Raw genomic sequence first — 17,840 nt, 5'->3', positions numbered from 1 at the left:
ATTTATATTTAGCTCAGTAATAAACCGAAACGAAAGTACTTATAACCTGCCCTACGTTTCTTATACTAACCGTTAGCTACAACCCAAAAATGAAAAATATATTTCAAATACTGATTTTTGCATTACTGTTGACTAGTTGTTCTGTCAAGTGGGCTAATAATATTGCAGAAAAAGGACATCGGGAGGAATTAATAAATAATCATGAGGGAGCTATGAAAATTTACAATAGCGGAATCAAATGGAATAAAAATTCAGCCGAACTATATTGGAGAAGAGGGAATCTTCATGCTCGAAATGAAAATCATAATCTTGCAATAATTGACCTTACAAAATCAATTGAAATCGATTCAGTATTTAATACTGGATATGCATATTGGGATAGAGCAATATCAAAAGAAAATTTAGGAGACCTTGTAGGTGCATTATCAGATTTTGACAATGCTATTTTAATAAACCCTAATAAATCAAACTTCTATTTTTTCAGAGGAACGCTAAAATATAAGCTAGCTGATTATAACGGCTCACATGCAGACTTTAATAACGCAATCAACATATGGAATAATTATTACCTAGCCAGAAGTTGGAGAAGTACTTTGAGGGTTGAGCTCAAAGATTATAATGGTGCAATGGAAGATTACAAATATCTTAGGTTTACCAAAAAAGACGAAAACAATCCAAATAAAGCCTGGAAATACCGCTATAGAGGAATTGCAAAGTTTAAAACTGGAGACAAAATTGGAGGATGTAAAGACTGGATAATTGCGGCTAGACACGGAGACTCAATATCTAATAATAGAATTAAAAAATACTGCAAAAAATAAAAGGCAGTGGCTAACAATGGTAACCGCTACACAAGCCAATAATCTTATAAAAACAACGATAAAAAAAGCCCCTTTTAGGGCTTTTATTTTTTGTGCAGGCTTTCTAAAAACTAAAATCAAGTGAGCTTAAAACAAACATTTGTTTGTTTTTAAAGACATATTTAGATAAAATATGTAAAAACGATACTCCTCTATCATTTTTCTCCTTTTTAATAATGGATTTTAAGTATTTCTTTAAATTATAAGCAACAGCAGATAAGTGTATTACCTTATTTGCTTGTTTTATCCTTTCTAATTTAGAACTCTTAAATTTATTTTTTTTATTAAATCACTAATTTAAGTGATATATAAAACAAAATCAATCACTTCAAAAACAAATACTTGTACTCATTCATTAAGGCTACCAAGTTTTTAATTTAGCTTTAAAAACGGGTAAGTTAAATTATAAAAAATTGACTATGTGCTAAACCCAAAAATGTAGTATCTTTTTACACGCTACGTTTCATACACTGAGCCGAAGCTAACATTAACAAAGTTAGTCCTAGTTAGTTAAATTAAATCTGTAGATAGCAAAAAAGACATGCTAAACCCTATTAAATTATTTGACATATGCAATAATAATGGATATCGAAATCCAAAAGATACTCTAATATATCCATAAATTATGGCACTCATTAATTGTGGTAAAGTTAGAATAGGAAGTAAGAGAGTATTAGTCCAGTTTAACTCGTATTTCGAGTAATGTAACCAAGCAAAAAACAAACAAACGATATAATAAATACCTCTAAAGTTATTACTCCAAAAGATAATCAATCCATTTTTTATTGACTTGATATTGAATATAAAATAAAGAACTATTCCTAATGAAGTTGAAACAGCAATCCTTATAAAAAAACTCTCATCTACAGAGCTAATTTTGGTATAAAATACAAGTTTAGTCAAAATATAATAGCAAAAAACACTTGATGTCAAAGCCAAATAAATGGGTTTGAATATTAATGAAAGCCTAAAAAGAGTTTCTTCAAGAAACGGCAGAATTACTACTCCTACTAACAAAAGTATAATTGGAGTAAAACGTTCAGACATATTTCCCTTTTGTATGTTTTCTGGATCATATACAACTGCAAAAAACAAAACAACAGGAATCAAGAAAAGCATTTTTAAAATCAGTAAACCAATAGTATCAAAAATTTTCTGCTTTGTTGATTTTGTGCTGTTTTTATCGTTTGTAGGATTTTTAATGAAGTGGAGAATTTCTTTAAATAAAGAGAAGTAATATTTAGGTTTGATTAGTGGGTAATTCATATCAGTTATTTAATCTGAAGACGATAAAAATAATTATTTGTTACAAGAATAACGTTGGACAACAAAAAACTGAGGTAAACCCCAAATAAGTTCTTCATTAAGTTTATACAATTTTATTCTAGGCTCAAAATGCTACTACTTCGTATTTTGAGCTTTTATTTTTTAGATAAAAACTACTTATTTAGGCAATACCAGAATATTTTTTTTATCATAAGCCCCCCCTTTCCAATTAAAGAACACTACTTTATTAGCTAACTTATAATTATTTTAATACTATTTTTTTGCTAACTTTTTTTATCTCTCCGTTTTCTTGATTTTGATAAACATCAATTTTCGAGTTTTTAATTTTAATTTTATCAACAACACTAAAAACAGTACCTAACCCACGATTCCATTTCTTTGGCAAAGAAATAAGATCTCTTTTTTGACTATCAGTATCTACAATAACGAAACTTAAACCACCCTGATTTTTTTTATTAGTCGCAATGTATAAATTCGGATTATCAGTTTCAAAACTAGTTTGTCCGTCATTTTTTAGATAATACAAAACCTCTTCAATTAACGGCTCCTTACTATCTATGTTAAAAATCATAACATATTTACAACCTGAACCACAACCTCCTACTACAGAAAAACTTTTTTCAGTAATCCATTCAACATTTGAAGATGCTCTAAGTAGTCGATATTTTTCTCCACGTAAATTAACCTTATGCTTTATCTCTTTATTCCCATACTCTGCGATCAAACTTCCTCTACCCTTTTCAATTGAATAAATTTTCAAAAACTTCCCGTTTGAAACTGTATCAATCAAAGAAACAACTTCTTCCTTTTCTTTTACTTTCTCATTAATTTTTACAAAATTCAAGTTTTTATCTTTTTGATTACTCAAGAAAAAAGAAAGAATTACAAATGGTATCAGAATTTTATTCATATTATTAGTAGTTTATCTAGATATGATTTTTTTAAATTTATTATTCGGTATTTAAAAAAGAATAAATTTAATCTAAAATACTATCTAAACCTTAATCTACCACAAAATAAACCGAACTATTGTTTATTTTTTTCTTAAACACTACAAAACATTACTTTTTTAACTATTTTAGTTTTATGAAACAAGTACGCTATTCATAAGAATAATCTGTTGCAAATAAATAAAAAAATGGGCTCAAACACTGATAAATTCTATAATAGATTTTCAATATTCTACTCAATAATTGAGTGTTTTTTTAAATCTACAAAAGCAAAGATTATTTCAAGAGATAAACAACCTACCTTTTTATAAATTACTTAAGATAGGTATATAAAAATGGATATTGAAAAAACATTAAATAAAATTGGAGAAATTTACTCTCCTTTATCAAATAAATGTAAGCAAGAACTCATTGCTAACTCTAAAATTTGCACATTTAAAAAAGGAGAGATAATTGTTAGAGAAGGACAATTTTCTAAAAAAGGCTACTTAATTGTAAAAGGTTGCTCAAGAGCATATTATTTAAAAGATGGTAAAGATATTTCAGATTGGTTTACTTTTGAAAACGAAATAATGGCCTCGATAGTTAGCTTTTTTAGTGAAGAACCAAGCCCTCATTATATTGAATTTATTGAAGATTCTATCGTTATTGAATTTTCAAAAGACACCGTTGATAACCTCTCTAACAAACACCATGATTTTGAGCGTTTTATTAGCAAAGTTGTAACACTAACCATGTTAGGTTTATGTGAAAGGTTATATACTATTCAATTTAACAAAGCAGCTGAAAGATATAAGCACTTATTAAGTATTTATCCTAAAATTTCAAATAGAATTCCACTCACCCATATTGCATCCTATTTAGGAATGACACTTGAAACCCTAAGCAGAATTAGAAACCCCAAAAACCGAATTTGATTTATATCAAATGATAATTCTTCCATTAGTTTGACTTTTGTGAAAACAATAAAAAATGGAAGAAAAAAATAAACAACTCAAATCAGTATGGGGAAAATGGTGGGAATCTATTAGAAAATGGTTTTACCCAATTTGGTTACTCTATGAGCTATCAATTAAATTTTATAATTATTCTGAAACCACCTATTATTATTTTATAGCGCAAAATTATATCGGTGAACAAGGCTTACAAATCTTAGCTATTTTTTGTAGTGTTGCCTCCTTTATTATTTGTAATTTCTTTTTAACCCTTCCTGCTTGCTTTATTCTTTATAAATTTTTCAAAATAGAGAACTTAACAAACACTCAATTTGAAAATAAAATAAAAAAATACTTTTAAAGCAGATGAAAAAAATACTAATTATAAACGGACATCCAGACAAAGAAAGCTTCAGTTTTGCACTTTCTAACTCCTATAAAAAAGGAGTTGAATTTTCAAATGCTAAGATAGAAGAAATTAATATCCGAGATTTAAACTTTAACCCAAACCTAGAGTTTGGATATAGAAGGCGTACAGAATTAGAACCAGATTTATTAAAAGCACAAGTTAAATTAAAATGGGCTGATCATTTAGTTTGGGTATATCCTATCTGGTGGAGTGCTGTTCCTGCAATAATGAAAGGTTTTTTAGATCGAGTTTTACTTCCTGGATTTGCTTTTGTCAAAAGAGATAACTCATTATTTAGCGATGCTTGTTTTATTGGGAAAACAGCAAGAATAATTTGTACACTAGACCAACCAGCATGGTATTATAAGTGGATTTATGGAAACCCAAGTCATAACGCTATTAAAAAAGGAACTTTAAACTTTATTGGAGTAAAAAAAGTACGAATTACAACCATAGAACCTATAAGACTTTCTAAAGAAAAATTTAGAGAAAAGTGGTTAAAAAAGGTTGAAAAACTAGGTGAAATGAACAAATAGCAACTATCATCCAGTTTTAAAACAAATTGAGAGAAAAATACTATTTTATTGAGTAGGAAAAAAGGGCTTATTTTTCCTAGTCATACCAAAACACTTAAGCATTATTTTCAGAAACTTTAAAGAAACACTTGTATATTAAAAATATCCCCAGTTAAAATCAGAATAGAATTAAAAAGAAGTTTCTTAAATAAATTAAGAGAACTTCTATTTTATTTTTTCTCAAATACAATACTAGGTAGCACTTTATACGTTTTTTTAAATGCAACTGTAAAATGCTGCGGATTTCGATAACCAACATCATATGAAACTTCAGAAACAGGAATCCCTTTTTCTAACATCTTTTTAGCCTTATCCATCCGCAAAAATGTTAAGTGTTTAAAAATAGTTCTAGAATAAACTGTTTTAAAATTATTTTTTAATTTAGTTACACTTATTCCAAATTTCAAAGACAGTTCATTTATTGTTAGTTCTTTTTTTATATTAGTTCGAATATAATTTTCAATTTCAATAATCTGTTTGCTATCACTAACTTTTAGTGTCTTATTCTTATAATCCTTTTCATTGGTCTTAGCCAATAACATTAATAAAAGTTCATTAATTTTTGTTCTTAGATAAGCTTCTTTTAAACCTTTTGTATACTTACAATCTATTATTTCTTCTAAATATTTTTGCATTTCTACAGATATAGGCATACTGTTTTCCCACATTTTAAACATTTTCTTATTTGAAATAGCTTTGCCAAACTCAACTAAATCATCTTTAAAATCATTTCCTATCAATGTTTTTAAATACCATTCAGTAAAAACAATTTCAACTGTTTTTCTATATGTTGTATTATATGTTAAAACTCCATCTACTTTTGGTATATAAAATAAATTATAGCTACCATTAGAAATATAAACCTGATTGTTATTACTATTTTTAGGTGTGTATAAACTCGATCCTTCAATTTCAAACTGAAGTTTAAAAAAAGGAAAATCATGAGAAACTTCAATAGAAAAAGGGGTTGTTTTAATATCTCTTAATATAATTCTTACCCCTTTTAATTTAATTGTTTTTATTGTTCCTTTTTCATTAATGTTATCTATTTCTAGATCTTTTTCAAAAAATTTATCAACCTTAAAATCAATAGGGTATTCTTTTATCAATTTTCCTTTTCCATACATCTCTCCTCTTAATACCGACTTCATAATCTATTACTTTTAAAACTTACTTTTTGCGTATTATTTATGACTTTTTACGTTGTCAACGAACAAAAATAAGATTTTACTTTTGCCTGAAAAAACAATTAATATTTAATCTAAATAAAAATGAATAAAAGGCAATTTATTTTAACCTTCATTATAACTTGTTTATGGTCTGCACTAGCTGTATCACAAACAGGTAACATAAAAGGACGATTATTAACAAACGATAATCAACCTGCAAAAAATGTATCTGTTTACATCAAAAACTCAAATAAAGGTACAGTATCAAATGAGAACGGGAACTATGAAATAACAAACATACCAGTTGGTCTTAAAAAAATTAATTTTTCTGTTATTGGACTAAATAACAAGTCAATAGAAGTTACAGTAATTGAAAACAAAACAATTACTATTGATAATATAGTCTTAAGTATAAGTCAAGAAGTATTAAATGAAATAACAATTACATCAAAACGAAAAAACAAATTCAATAGAAAAGAAACAAAATATGTAGCACGACTTCCTTTAAAAAATATAGAGAACCCTCAGGTTTATTCAGTAATAACTTCTGCTTTATTAGAAGAAACGCAAGCTGTTGATGTAGAAGCTGCTTTGCTAAATGCCCCAGGTATTAATAATGTAATGAAAGGTGTTGGTTCTGGAGGAACTGGAATTAGGTTTAACATGCGTGGTTTTAGTGCTGATATTGCTATGAGAAATGGTGTTTCAACAGCGTTTGTTACTGGTACTGACCCTGCTAATCTTGAACGTTTAGAGGTTATAAAAGGGCCGTCTGGTACTTTATTTGGAAATCATTTAACAAACTCATATGGTGGTGTTGTTAATCGTGTTACTAAAAAAGCACATGATAAATTTAAAGGAACTATTACCTACAATACAGGTAGTAATAGTTTATCTCGTATTACTGCAGATATTAACACTCCTCTTAACAAAGAAAAAACGGTTCTTTTTAGAGTTAATGCAGCAAAACATAACGAACATAGCTTTCAAGATTATGGCTTAACAAGAAATCTTTTTGTATCGCCAACATTAACTTATAAACCATCTGAAAGACTTCAATTAACAATAGAAGGAGAGTTTTATAAAAATAATTCACCTAGTACTTACTTTAATATAAGTCGTTCTAAAATCACTAATATTGAAGATTTAAACTACAACTTTGATAATTCATACGGTAGTGATTATTTAAGCAGTACATCTGACTCTTACAGTATTTTTGCTGAAGCAAATTATAAAATATCTGACAATTGGGAATCACAAACAATAGTATCTTCTTCTAATGTTGATAATAACGCTAATTACCTGTTTTTAGACTTCTTTAATAATAGTGAAGCTAAAAGAAGGATTATGAATATTACAAGTCAATTTTACATAACACAAATACAACAAAACATTAAAGGTCAATTTAAAGTTGGAAATGTAAATAATAAACTATTAGTAGGTATTGACAATTATCAGATAAAAACTCCCTACAGAAGAACACAATTAATATATGATAGTATTGGAGCAAATACTCCTCAACTAGATTTTAACTCTAAAAAGTATGAAGCGCTTCTAGCACAAAATGATGCCTTTAGAATTGGTCAAAGAGATCAATCTAGTTTTGGTGTATACGCCTCAAACGTTACCGAAGTTACTCAAAATCTATCAATAATGGCGAGTTTACGTGTAGATTGGTTTAACAATAAAGAAGATGAATACAAACAAACTGTTTTATCTCCAAAGTTTGGAGCTGTATACCAAATTGTAAAAGATAAAGTATCTGTTTTTGCTAATTATATGGATGGATTTAAAAACGTTGCTCCAGAAATTACAGCAGAAGAAACGACTAAATTTAACCCTGAACATGCAACACAAATTGAAGCTGGTATAAAAAGTGAATTGTTTAATGACAAATTGAGTTTTACTTTAAGCTACTACGATATTATAATAGACGATGCCGTAAGATGGGAAAATAATAAAGGTGATTGGTCTAGAATTCAGGATGGTAAAAGAGCTAGTAAAGGATTTGAAGCAGAATTAATAGCAAACCCTTTTAAAGGATGGAATTTAATCGCTGGATATGGTTATAATGATAGTGAATATTTAGAAGGAAAAGAATCAATTATAGGAAATACTCCTTATGCTTCACCTGAAACTACTTTAAATTTTTGGACAAGCTATAAATTACCCAGAACTGTTTTAAAAGGTCTTGGTTTTGGTTTTGGTCTTAACCATACAAGTGATTCTTTTTTAAGTGATCGAAATAAGTTAACCATTCCCGGAAACACAGTTATAAACTCTTCATTATTCTATGATCATAATGACTTTAGAGTAGGACTTAAGTTTAATAATATAACTAACGAGAAGTATTGGGCAAATATGGGAGCCAATATACAACCACAAAGAACAAAGAATACTGTTATTACTTTTAGTTATAAATTTTAATCTTTTTTACAAAAAACAAACTCTCTTAAAGTTAATTTAAGAGAGTTTGTTTCTTAAACCATAATAAATGAAACACTTATCAGCCTTTATAATATTACTTACTATTTGTTTCTTTTCACAAACTACAATAGCGCAAGAAAAGATAGAAATAGGAACAAAGCATCGTCTTTTTTCAAAAAAAATGAATGAAGAAAAAGATTACTGGGTATATCTACCTCCTAGTTATAATGATACAATTTATGCTCCTCAAAAATACCCTGTGGTTTATTTTTTAGACGGAAGTAGACATTTTCATTCAATAACAGGTATACATGATTTTTTAATTAAAGGGCCCTATGGTTCATTACCAGAAATGATTATGGTAGGAATTATAAGTAAAGATAGAGCCAAAGATTACACACCTACGAAAATGAATAAACCAAATAGTGGTTTAAAAAACTTTCCAACAAGTGGAGATAATAGTAAGTTTTTAAATTTCATAGAAAGTGAATTAAAACCAACGATCAATAAAAAATATAAAACTAGTGAGTTTTCTATTTTTATTGGGCATTCTTTTGGAGGGATCGCGGTTTTAAATGCTTTACTAGAAAAACCTGAATTATTTGATGCTTACATCTCAATAGACCCAAGTATATGGTGGGATAATGCTTATTTTTTAAAAAAAGGCAAAGAAAAACTTACTAAAAAACAGTTTAACAAAAAGTCTCTTTATTTAGCAAGGGCAGATAACTTAATACAACCAAAAAACAACTACACAAAACTCAATAAAAAAAACGTAACTAAACATTTAGAAAAAATTGAGAAATTTCATTCTTTATTAAAAGATGCATCTAATTTAAAATTACGATGGGCCTTTAATTTTTTCAAAAATGAAGATCATGGTACTGTTTCTTTACCTGCTGAATTTAAAGGTTTACGCTTTATTTTCGAAAATTACCAAGCTCCTATTAAATCAGTTGCTCAAAATCCAGAAATTCTAGCCTCTCAATTTAAAACACTATCAAAAAAAATAGGAACCCAAATGAAACCTTCTGAAGCGAGAGTAGATTGGATAGCCAACTATTGCATTAAGAAGAAATTAAATAAGAGTGCTATAAAACTTTTAAAAATGAATGTGAAATGGTATCCTAACAGTACACATGCAAAATTAGCTTTAGACAAAGTATTACAGTCAAAGTAACTAATAAGACTTTTCTACAATCTATATAAATTATAAAATCTCAAGTTAATTATTAACTTGAGATTTTTATTTTATTAGATATAATTCTTCAAAAAAGAGAATAGTATCGTTTATTATACAATAATACATCACATAATATTCATTTATTAAAGACTTACCAAATCACCACTAATATCTTTAGAAGGCAATTCAGATTTCCCCATTAAATAAAGATCAACCTGTCTTGCAGCTTCCCTACCTTCAGAGATTGCCCAAACAATTAATGATTGTCCACGACGCATATCTCCTGCAGCAAATACATTTGGAATGTTTGTTTGATATTTTCCATATTCAGCTTTATAATTAGATCGGGAATCTTTTTTAATAACTAACTTATCAGCCAGCGTACTCTCAGGACCAGTAAAACCTAAAGCCAGTAAAGCTAAATCGCAAGGCCATGTTTTTTCTGTTCCCTCAACCTCAACAAGTAGAGGTCGTTGCCCAGGAATCATTTTCCATTTAACGTTAATCGTTTTTAAAGCTATTAATTTACCATTTTTATCAGTTACAAACTCTTTTGTATTAATTAACCAATTTCTTTCTACGCCTTCTTCATGAGAAGATGATGTTTTTAATTGTAAAGGCCAATACGGCCAAGGTGTCGTTGGTGAACGATGCCCCGGAGGTTTAGGCATAATTTCAAAATTTATTACCGACTTTGCTCCTTGTCTATTTGATGTTCCAATACAATCTGAACCTGTGTCTCCACCTCCAATAACTATTACATTTTTATCTGTAGCCATTATTTGATTTTTCACCTCTTTACCAAACAATACTTTTGTTTGTTGTGTTAAAAAATCCATTGCCTGTTCTACCCCATTAGCATTTATACCTGGCGTTGGCAAACTACGCTTTTCTGTAGCACCTCCACATAAAACAATAGCATCAAAAACTTTCAACTCTTTTACTTCATAATTCACACCAACGTTTACATTAGTTTTAAATACAATTCCTTCAGCTTCTAAAATTGCGACACGACGATCTATGATACCTTTTTCTAATTTAAAATTAGGGATTCCATAACGTAATAAACCACCAACCTCATCGTCTCTTTCAAAAACTGTTACCATATGCCCCGTTCTATTTAATTGTTGAGCTGTTGCTAAACCAGCAGGCCCTGAACCAATAACAGCAATTGTTTTTCCTGTTCTTGTTTTTGGGGGTTGCGGCTTAATCCAACCTTCTTTAAAAGCACGTTCTACAATATTTTTTTCAATATTTTCAATAGAAATAGGATCTTCAATAATACCCAATACACATGATTTTTCACATGGAGCTGGACATAACCGTCCTGTAAATTCTGGAAAATTATTTGTTGAATGTAATAACCACGAAGCTTTTTTCCATTCTCCTTGATGTACCATATGGTTAAAATCTGGAATTAGATTACCTAACGGACAACTACTATGACAGAAAGGAACACCACAATCCATACAACGAGAACTTTGTTTCTCTAATTTTTTTTCTAAAAGAGCGATTGTAAATTCTTTATAATTTTTTACACGTTCTTTTACAGCAGTGTATGTTTCATCTTGTCTTTCAAACTCTTTAAATCCTGTTACTTTTCCCATGACATTATGCTATTGTTAGTTCTTCAAACATTGTTTCTTCTGTTTCTAAACGCTTTAAAGCTCGTTTATATTCAATTGGCATTACTCTTACGAAGTTTTTTAAACTAGTATTCCAATCTGCTAAAATTGCTACAGCTTTTTTACTTCCAGTATATAAAACATGCTTCTCTATTATTAACTTTAATTCTTCAGCATCTTCATTTGAAATATCTTCAAACTCGATTGTTTCTGTATTACAGAGTCCGTTTATAAATTCATTTTCTACATCATAAACGTATGCAATTCCACCACTCATACCTGCTGCAAAATTTCTTCCTGTTTTTCCTAAAACAACAACTTTACCTCCTGTCATATATTCACAACAATGGTCTCCAACACCTTCTACAACAGTCGTAGCTCCAGAATTACGAACAGCAAAACGCTCTCCTGCAATTCCGTTAATATATGCCTGACCTGCTACTGCTCCGAACAAACAAACATTCCCAACAATAATATTCTGTTCTGCTATAAAATCTGCCTTATCAGGTTTTTTTACAATCAATTTTGCCCCCGATAATCCTTTTCCTAAATAATCATTGGTATTACCTGCTACTGTAAATGTTAATCCATACGCGCCAAAAGCGCCAAAACTTTGTCCTGCTGAGCCTGTAAAATTAATATTCAAGGTATCTTCAGGTAAACCTAAATGTCCATAAATTTTTGATATTTCATTACTAACTATTGCTCCAACTGTACGATTTGTATTTTTTATTGGATACGTAAGATTCATTTTTTCTTTTCTATACAAAGCTCTATGAGAATCTTTTAAAATTGTAAAATCTAATACATTTTCTAAGTTATGTTCCTGCCCTTCTGTATTTTTAAGAATCATACTCTTATAACCAGTAGGTCTATGTAAAATACTCGACAAGTCTAACCCTTTTGCTTTATAATGTTTAATTGCTTTATTTGCATTTATTTTATGCGTTTGACCAACCATTTCCTTTAAGGTTTTAAAACCAAGTTGCGCCATTATTTGTCTTAACTCTTCAGCGATATAATAAAAGAAGTTTATTACATGTTCTGGAGTTCCTTTAAAATTTTTACGCAATTCTTTATCTTGAGTTGCAATACCTACAGGACAAGTATTTAAATGACATTTACGCATCATAATACACCCAGAAGCTACTAAAGGAGCGGTAGCGAAACCAAATTCTTCAGCACCTAATAGTGCCGCGATCGCAACATCTCTACCTGTTTTTAATTGCCCATCACACTCTACAACTATTCTACTTCTTAAATTATTTAAAACCAATGTTTGTTGCGCTTCTGCTAAACCAAGTTCCCAAGGTAAACCTGCATGTTTTAAAGAAGTAAGTGGAGAAGCTCCTGTACCTCCATCATAACCAGAAATTAAAACAACATCTGCTTTTGCTTTTGCAACACCAGCTGCAATAGTACCTACACCAACTTCAGAAACTAATTTCACATTAATTCTTGCTTCACGATTTGCATTTTTTAAATCGTAAATTAATTGTGCTAAATCTTCTATTGAGTAAATATCATGATGTGGTGGTGGTGAAATTAAACCTACAAAAGGAGTTGAGTTTCTTGCGGCAGCAATCCACGGTAATACTTTTTCACCAGGTAATTGCCCTCCTTCACCAGGCTTAGCACCTTGCGCCATTTTTATTTGAATCTCTTTTGCACTTGATAAATAATGAGAAGTTACTCCAAACCTACCTGATGCTACTTGCTTTATTGCTGAATTTCTACTATCACCGTTTACATCTTTTTGAAAACGTTTTCTATCTTCACCTCCTTCACCTGAATTAGATTTTCCTCCAATTCTATTCATTGCAATTGCTAAGTTTTCATGAGCTTCACGAGAAATAGATCCATATGACATTGCTCCTGTTTTAAAACGTTTCACAATCTCTGTCCAAGGTTCTACTTCTTCTAGCGGAATAGGATCTAAATTATCGAACTGAAACAGTCCTCGAATAGTCATTAAACTTTCCGATTGCTCATTAATTGCTTTTGCATATACATCATAACTATCTTGATCACTTAATCTAACAGCTTGTTGCAGTTTTGCTACAGTTGTAGGATTAAATAAATGACGTTCACCATTTCTTCTCCATCTATAATCACCTCCAATATTTAAACTTAAATTTTTATCTATTTGATTGTTAGGATATGCTTGTTTATAACGCTGGTCTATTTCTTTTTCTATTTCATATAAACCAATACCTTCAATTCTTGATGCAGTATACGGAAAGTATTTTTCTACAAATTGAGAATTAAAACCAACTATTTCAAAAATTTGAGAACCTCTATACGAATGTAATGTTGAGATTCCGATCTTATTCATCACTTTTAAGATTCCTTTTCCTATTGCTGTATTAAAATTATCAACAGCTTTTTGCTCATCCATTCCAACAATAAAACCTTCGTTTACTTGAGATCGAATAATTTCATTTACCATATACGGATTAATTGCACTTGCTCCATAACCAAATAAAGTTGCAAAATGATGTGGTTCACGTGGTTCTGCCGATTCGATAATAATATCAAAAAAAGAACGCTTACGTAATCGGTTTAATTGGTGATTAACAAACGAACAGGCTAATAACGCCGGAATTGGAGCAAATTCTTGATTTACACCTCTATCTGAGAGAATAATAATATTTGTCTTTCTTTCTAATGCTTTTTCTATTTGAATAATAATATTGTCAAGAGCATTTTCTAATCCGTTAAGACCTTCTGCTTTTGGATATAAAATTTGAAGTGTTTCAGCTTTAAAACTTTCAACAGAAATGTTTCTAATTTTTTCTAAATCATCATTAGAAATAACAGGGTTTTGAATTTCTAACTTTCTACATTGTCTTTCTGTAATACTAAAGATATTTCTATCTTTTCCTAAGTTTAAACTTATGTCTGTTACAATTTTTTCACGAATTCCATCTAAAGGTGGATTTGTTACTTGCGCGAATAATTGTTTAAAATAATTTGATATTAATTGAGGTCTATCTGATAAAACAGCTAAAGGAGTATCAATTCCCATTGATCCTAAAGCTTCTTTACCTACTTGAGCCATTGGCGTAATTACCTCTTGAATATCTTCAAAAGTATAATTAAATAAGCGTTGACGTGTTTTTATATCAATAGATTCTATAGGGCAAGTTTCACTTGTATAAGGAACATCTTTTAAATGCAATCGTGTTTTATCTAACCATTCTTGATAAGGTCGTTCTGAAACAATTTTACTTTTTATTTCCTCATCCTCAATTATTCTACCTTCATTCATATCAACCAGAAACATTTTTCCTGGCTCTAATCTTCCATGCTTTTTTACATCTTCTGGAGTTACATCAACAACCCCTATCTCTGAAGACATAATTAATTTACCACTCTTAGTTACAGTATATCTTGATGGTCTTAAACCATTTCTATCTAATAAAGCACCAATATAATCTCCATCTGTAAAAGGAACAGATGCAGGCCCATCCCAAGGTTCCATAATACAACCATTGTATTCATAAAATGCTTTTCGAGCTTCAGACATTGTTTCATGTTTTTCCCAAGCTTCAGGAATCATCATCATCATAATTTCTGGTAATGACCGTTCGGTATGTGTTAACAATTCAACAACCATATCCATAGAAGCTGAATCGGATTTACCTGGCAAAATTATTGGGAATAATTTATCGATTTGAGGGCCGAAAACATCACTTTTCATGATTTCTTCTCGTACCCTCATTCGACTTACATTACCTCGTAATGTGTTTATTTCTCCATTCTGACACATATGTCTAAAAGGTTGTGCTAACTCCCATGTTGGCATTGTGTTAGTGGAAAAACGTTGATGTACTAATGCTAAACGCGTAACTAAATCTAATTCTTGTAAATCTTTATAATAAGGACCAATATCTTCTGGCATTATAATACCTTTATAGATAATGGTTGTTATAGACAAACTTGGAACGTAAAAATATGCACTTTCAGAAATTTTAGATTTTCTAATTATATGTTCTGCTATTTTACGTGCTGCATATAATTTTGCTTTAAAAGTAGCTTCACTTATATCTTTTGCTTTATCAATAAAAAGTTGTTCTATATTTGGTTCAGATGCTAATGCTATTTCTCCTAACTGAGAAGAATCGACAGGAACCTCTCTCCAACCTAAAATAGAAAGCCCTTGAGATACTAGCTCTTTTTCAAAAGTTGTTTTACAAAAATTGTATTGATTTAAGTTTTTGGGAAGAAAAACCATTCCAACTGCATACTCTCTTTGTGCTGGTAAAGAAAAGTTACAGACTCTTTTAAAATAAGCATGAGGAATATCAATTAACAAACCTGCTCCATCTCCTGTCTTTCCATCAGAACTAACTCCTCCTCTATGCTCTAATTTCACTAAAATTTCTAGAGCATCATGTATAATTTGATTCGTCCTCTCTCCATTCAAATTACATATAAAACCTGCACCACAATTTTCATGTTCAAATTCGGGTAAATATAAACCTTGTCTCTTCATCTTAAATTAAATTATATTCAGCAAAATACAAAATTTAATGAAAATAATTTAACAAAATAGACGAAAGACGTAATTAAACACATAAAAAACAGGTTTTTATTAAAAATAAATACACATTCTTTAATTAATTATTTAATAGATTATAAAAAAACACTACTATAATTTATCAAAATGAAAATTATAGTAGTGTTTTAAAATGTATTCTTTTATAAGCGTCTAAATAATTGTACTCTGACCTGTATGAATATTTTGAAAGTTGAGGTTACTATCTTCTTGATTGTAAATATAATCTGCAATAAAATCTCCAACTTTACTTGTTCCAAAATTCTTATCAGAACTAATATCTTCTGTAGTTATTCCTAATTCTAATGATTTTTCAACAGCGCTCTCAATCGCTAAAGCTTCTTCGTTTAAACCGAGGTGCTTTAATAACATTGCTGCCGATAAAATAGATGCTAATGGATTTGCGATATCTTTTCCTTTTGCTTGTGGAAAAGATCCATGAATTGGCTCAAACAACGCATTCTCTTTTCCTATAGATGACGATGCTAATAAACCTATAGATCCTCCAATAACACTAGCTTCATCAGATAATATATCTCCAAATAAATTTTCGGTAAGAATTACATCAAACTGTTTTGGGTTTAAAATTAACTGCATTGCTGCATTATCTACAAATATAAAATCTAACGCTACATCAGGATAATTACTAGCTAAAGCAGTAACTGTTTTTCTCCATAATCTTGAAGTTTCTAAAACATTTGCTTTATCAACTAATGTTAGTTTTTTACGTCTTTTCTGTGCTGCCTTAAAAGCTAAATGAGCAATACGTTCTATTTCTTCTACTGAATAAGAACATCCATCAAAAGCTATTTGCTTATCATCACTAATTTCTTTAATTCCAAAGTAAATTCCTCCTGTTAACTCTCTGTAAATTGTAATATCAGTTCCTTCAATAATTTCTCTTTTTAACGGAGAGTTTTCAATTAACTGCTGGTATGCTTTTACAGGTCGTTCGTTACAAAATAAACCTAACTCTTTTCTTAGTTTTAATAAACCTTGTTCTGGACGAACTTTTGCCGTTGGATCATTATCATATTTAGGATCTCCAATAGCACCAAACAAAATAGCATCACTTTTTTTACACAAAGTAATTGTTTCATCAGGCAAAGGATTACCTGTTTTATCAATAGCACAAGCGCCCATTAACGCTTCTTTAAATATAAACGTATGATCGTATACATTTGCAACTGCTTCTAAAACTTTTTGAGCTTGTATCGTTACTTCTGGTCCAATACCGTCTCCTGGAATTACAGCTATATTAAATTTCATTCTTATATTTTTTATAATGATGCTTCAAAAGCTTCTATTTTATCTTTTTTACTTACTAGAAAATCAATGTCATCATATCCATTAATCATACATAATTTTTTATATGGATTAATTTCAAATTTACTAATACCAACATCTGTTTTAATTACTTGCTCTTCTAAATCAATAATTACAACTGCTTCTGGCTTCTCTGTTACTTTTTTTAGTAATTTCTCTAAATACTCTTTAGAAACTTGTACTGGTAAGATACCATTATTTAATGCGTTTCCTTTAAAAATATCTGCAAAAAAACTACTTATAACTACTTTAAATCCATAACCAGCTAAAGCCCATGCTGCATGTTCTCTACTTGATCCACATCCAAAATTATCACCAGCAATTAATATACTTCCGTTATAGTTTTTATTATTTAAAATGAATTCGTTATTTATGCTTCCATCCTTATGAAAACGCCAATCTCTAAATACATTATCTCCAAACCCCTTTTTATCTGTAGCTTTTAAAAATCGAGCAGGAATAATCTGATCTGTATCTACATTTTCAGTTGTTAATGGAACTGCTGTATCAATTAATTTTACAAATTTTTCCAT

13 protein-coding genes are annotated in these 17,840 nt (G+C 29.7%); 6 read left to right on the top strand and 7 right to left on the bottom strand.

Translation table 11 applies throughout. The features are described 5' to 3' along the window. Window positions 1-89 precede the first annotated feature (89 nt). On the top strand, window positions 90-821 hold the full coding sequence (locus tag H518_RS0105920) for a tetratricopeptide repeat protein (protein WP_028888211.1): 732 nt from the start codon (window positions 90-92) through the stop codon (window positions 819-821). A gap of 549 nt (window positions 822-1,370) precedes the next feature. Here H518_RS0105920 and H518_RS0105915 read toward each other — a convergent pair. Continuing rightward, entirely contained in the window at window positions 1,371-2,126 is a 756-nt protein-coding gene (locus tag H518_RS0105915; protein ID WP_028888210.1) for a hypothetical protein, read from the bottom strand. A 262-nt stretch (window positions 2,127-2,388) separates the two neighbouring features. Beyond that, window positions 2,389-3,057 (bottom strand): hypothetical protein, encoded by a 669-nt coding sequence (locus tag H518_RS0105910; RefSeq protein WP_155995171.1) that lies wholly within the window; start codon window positions 3,055-3,057, stop codon window positions 2,389-2,391. Window positions 3,058-3,432: 375 nt separating this feature from the next. Here H518_RS0105910 and H518_RS0105905 point away from each other — a divergent pair, with 375 nt between their 5' ends. Genes H518_RS0105905 through H518_RS0105895 form a run of 3 tightly spaced genes read left to right on the top strand, consistent with a single transcriptional unit; the run spans window position 3,433 to window position 4,977 of the window. Next, window positions 3,433-4,014, top strand: coding sequence for a Crp/Fnr family transcriptional regulator (locus H518_RS0105905; protein WP_028888208.1), 582 nt, complete (start codon window positions 3,433-3,435; stop codon window positions 4,012-4,014). Window positions 4,015-4,069: 55 nt separating this feature from the next. Continuing rightward, window positions 4,070-4,393, top strand: coding sequence for a hypothetical protein (locus tag H518_RS0105900; protein ID WP_028888207.1), 324 nt, complete (start codon window positions 4,070-4,072; stop codon window positions 4,391-4,393). 5 nt (window positions 4,394-4,398) lie between these two features. Then, window positions 4,399-4,977, top strand: coding sequence for an NAD(P)H-dependent oxidoreductase (locus tag H518_RS0105895; RefSeq protein WP_028888206.1), 579 nt, complete (start codon window positions 4,399-4,401; stop codon window positions 4,975-4,977). Window positions 4,978-5,186: 209 nt separating this feature from the next. Here H518_RS0105895 and H518_RS0105890 read toward each other — a convergent pair whose 3' ends face one another. Next, window positions 5,187-6,167: a helix-turn-helix transcriptional regulator gene (locus H518_RS0105890; RefSeq protein WP_028888205.1), complete on the bottom strand. Its 981-nt coding sequence runs from the start codon at window positions 6,165-6,167 to the stop codon at window positions 5,187-5,189. Between the two features lie 120 nt (window positions 6,168-6,287). On the opposite strand from H518_RS0105890, the gene H518_RS0105885 reads away from it, so the two are divergent. Together H518_RS0105885 and H518_RS19335 are read left to right on the top strand one after the other, a co-directional pair. Beyond that, the gene (locus H518_RS0105885; RefSeq protein WP_028888204.1) at window positions 6,288-8,612 is read left to right on the top strand and encodes a TonB-dependent receptor; all 2,325 of its coding nucleotides are present in this window, start codon (window positions 6,288-6,290) and stop codon (window positions 8,610-8,612) included. A 67-nt stretch (window positions 8,613-8,679) separates the two neighbouring features. Beyond that, a complete protein-coding gene (locus tag H518_RS19335) occupies window positions 8,680-9,792 on the top strand; it encodes an alpha/beta hydrolase (protein ID WP_051263680.1) in 1,113 nt (370 codons plus the stop codon). A 146-nt stretch (window positions 9,793-9,938) separates the two neighbouring features. Here the strand turns inward: H518_RS19335 and H518_RS0105875 are convergent, their stop codons facing one another. The 4 genes from H518_RS0105875 to leuD all read right to left on the bottom strand — a co-directional run bounded on the left by H518_RS0105875 (window position 9,939) and on the right by leuD (window position 17,840). Beyond that, window positions 9,939-11,402 (bottom strand): glutamate synthase subunit beta, encoded by a 1,464-nt coding sequence (locus tag H518_RS0105875; protein WP_028888203.1) that lies wholly within the window; start codon window positions 11,400-11,402, stop codon window positions 9,939-9,941. Between the two features lie 4 nt (window positions 11,403-11,406). Continuing rightward, a complete protein-coding gene (gene gltB, locus H518_RS0105870; RefSeq protein WP_028888202.1) occupies window positions 11,407-15,918 on the bottom strand; it encodes a glutamate synthase large subunit in 4,512 nt (1,503 codons plus the stop codon). Window positions 15,919-16,134: 216 nt separating this feature from the next. Then, a complete protein-coding gene (gene leuB / locus H518_RS0105865; RefSeq protein ID WP_028888201.1) occupies window positions 16,135-17,250 on the bottom strand; it encodes a 3-isopropylmalate dehydrogenase in 1,116 nt (371 codons plus the stop codon). A gap of 11 nt (window positions 17,251-17,261) precedes the next feature. Next, the gene (leuD, locus tag H518_RS0105860) at window positions 17,262-17,840 is read right to left on the bottom strand and encodes a 3-isopropylmalate dehydratase small subunit (RefSeq protein WP_028888200.1); all 579 of its coding nucleotides are present in this window, start codon (window positions 17,838-17,840) and stop codon (window positions 17,262-17,264) included.

Source organism: Tenacibaculum ovolyticum DSM 18103 (assembly GCF_000430545.1).
In the GTDB taxonomy this organism is placed as follows: Bacteria; Bacteroidota; Bacteroidia; order Flavobacteriales; family Flavobacteriaceae; genus Polaribacter; species Polaribacter ovolyticus.
Note: the sequence above shows the minus strand (reverse complement) of the source record. Positions and strands in the feature narration are given on the sequence as shown.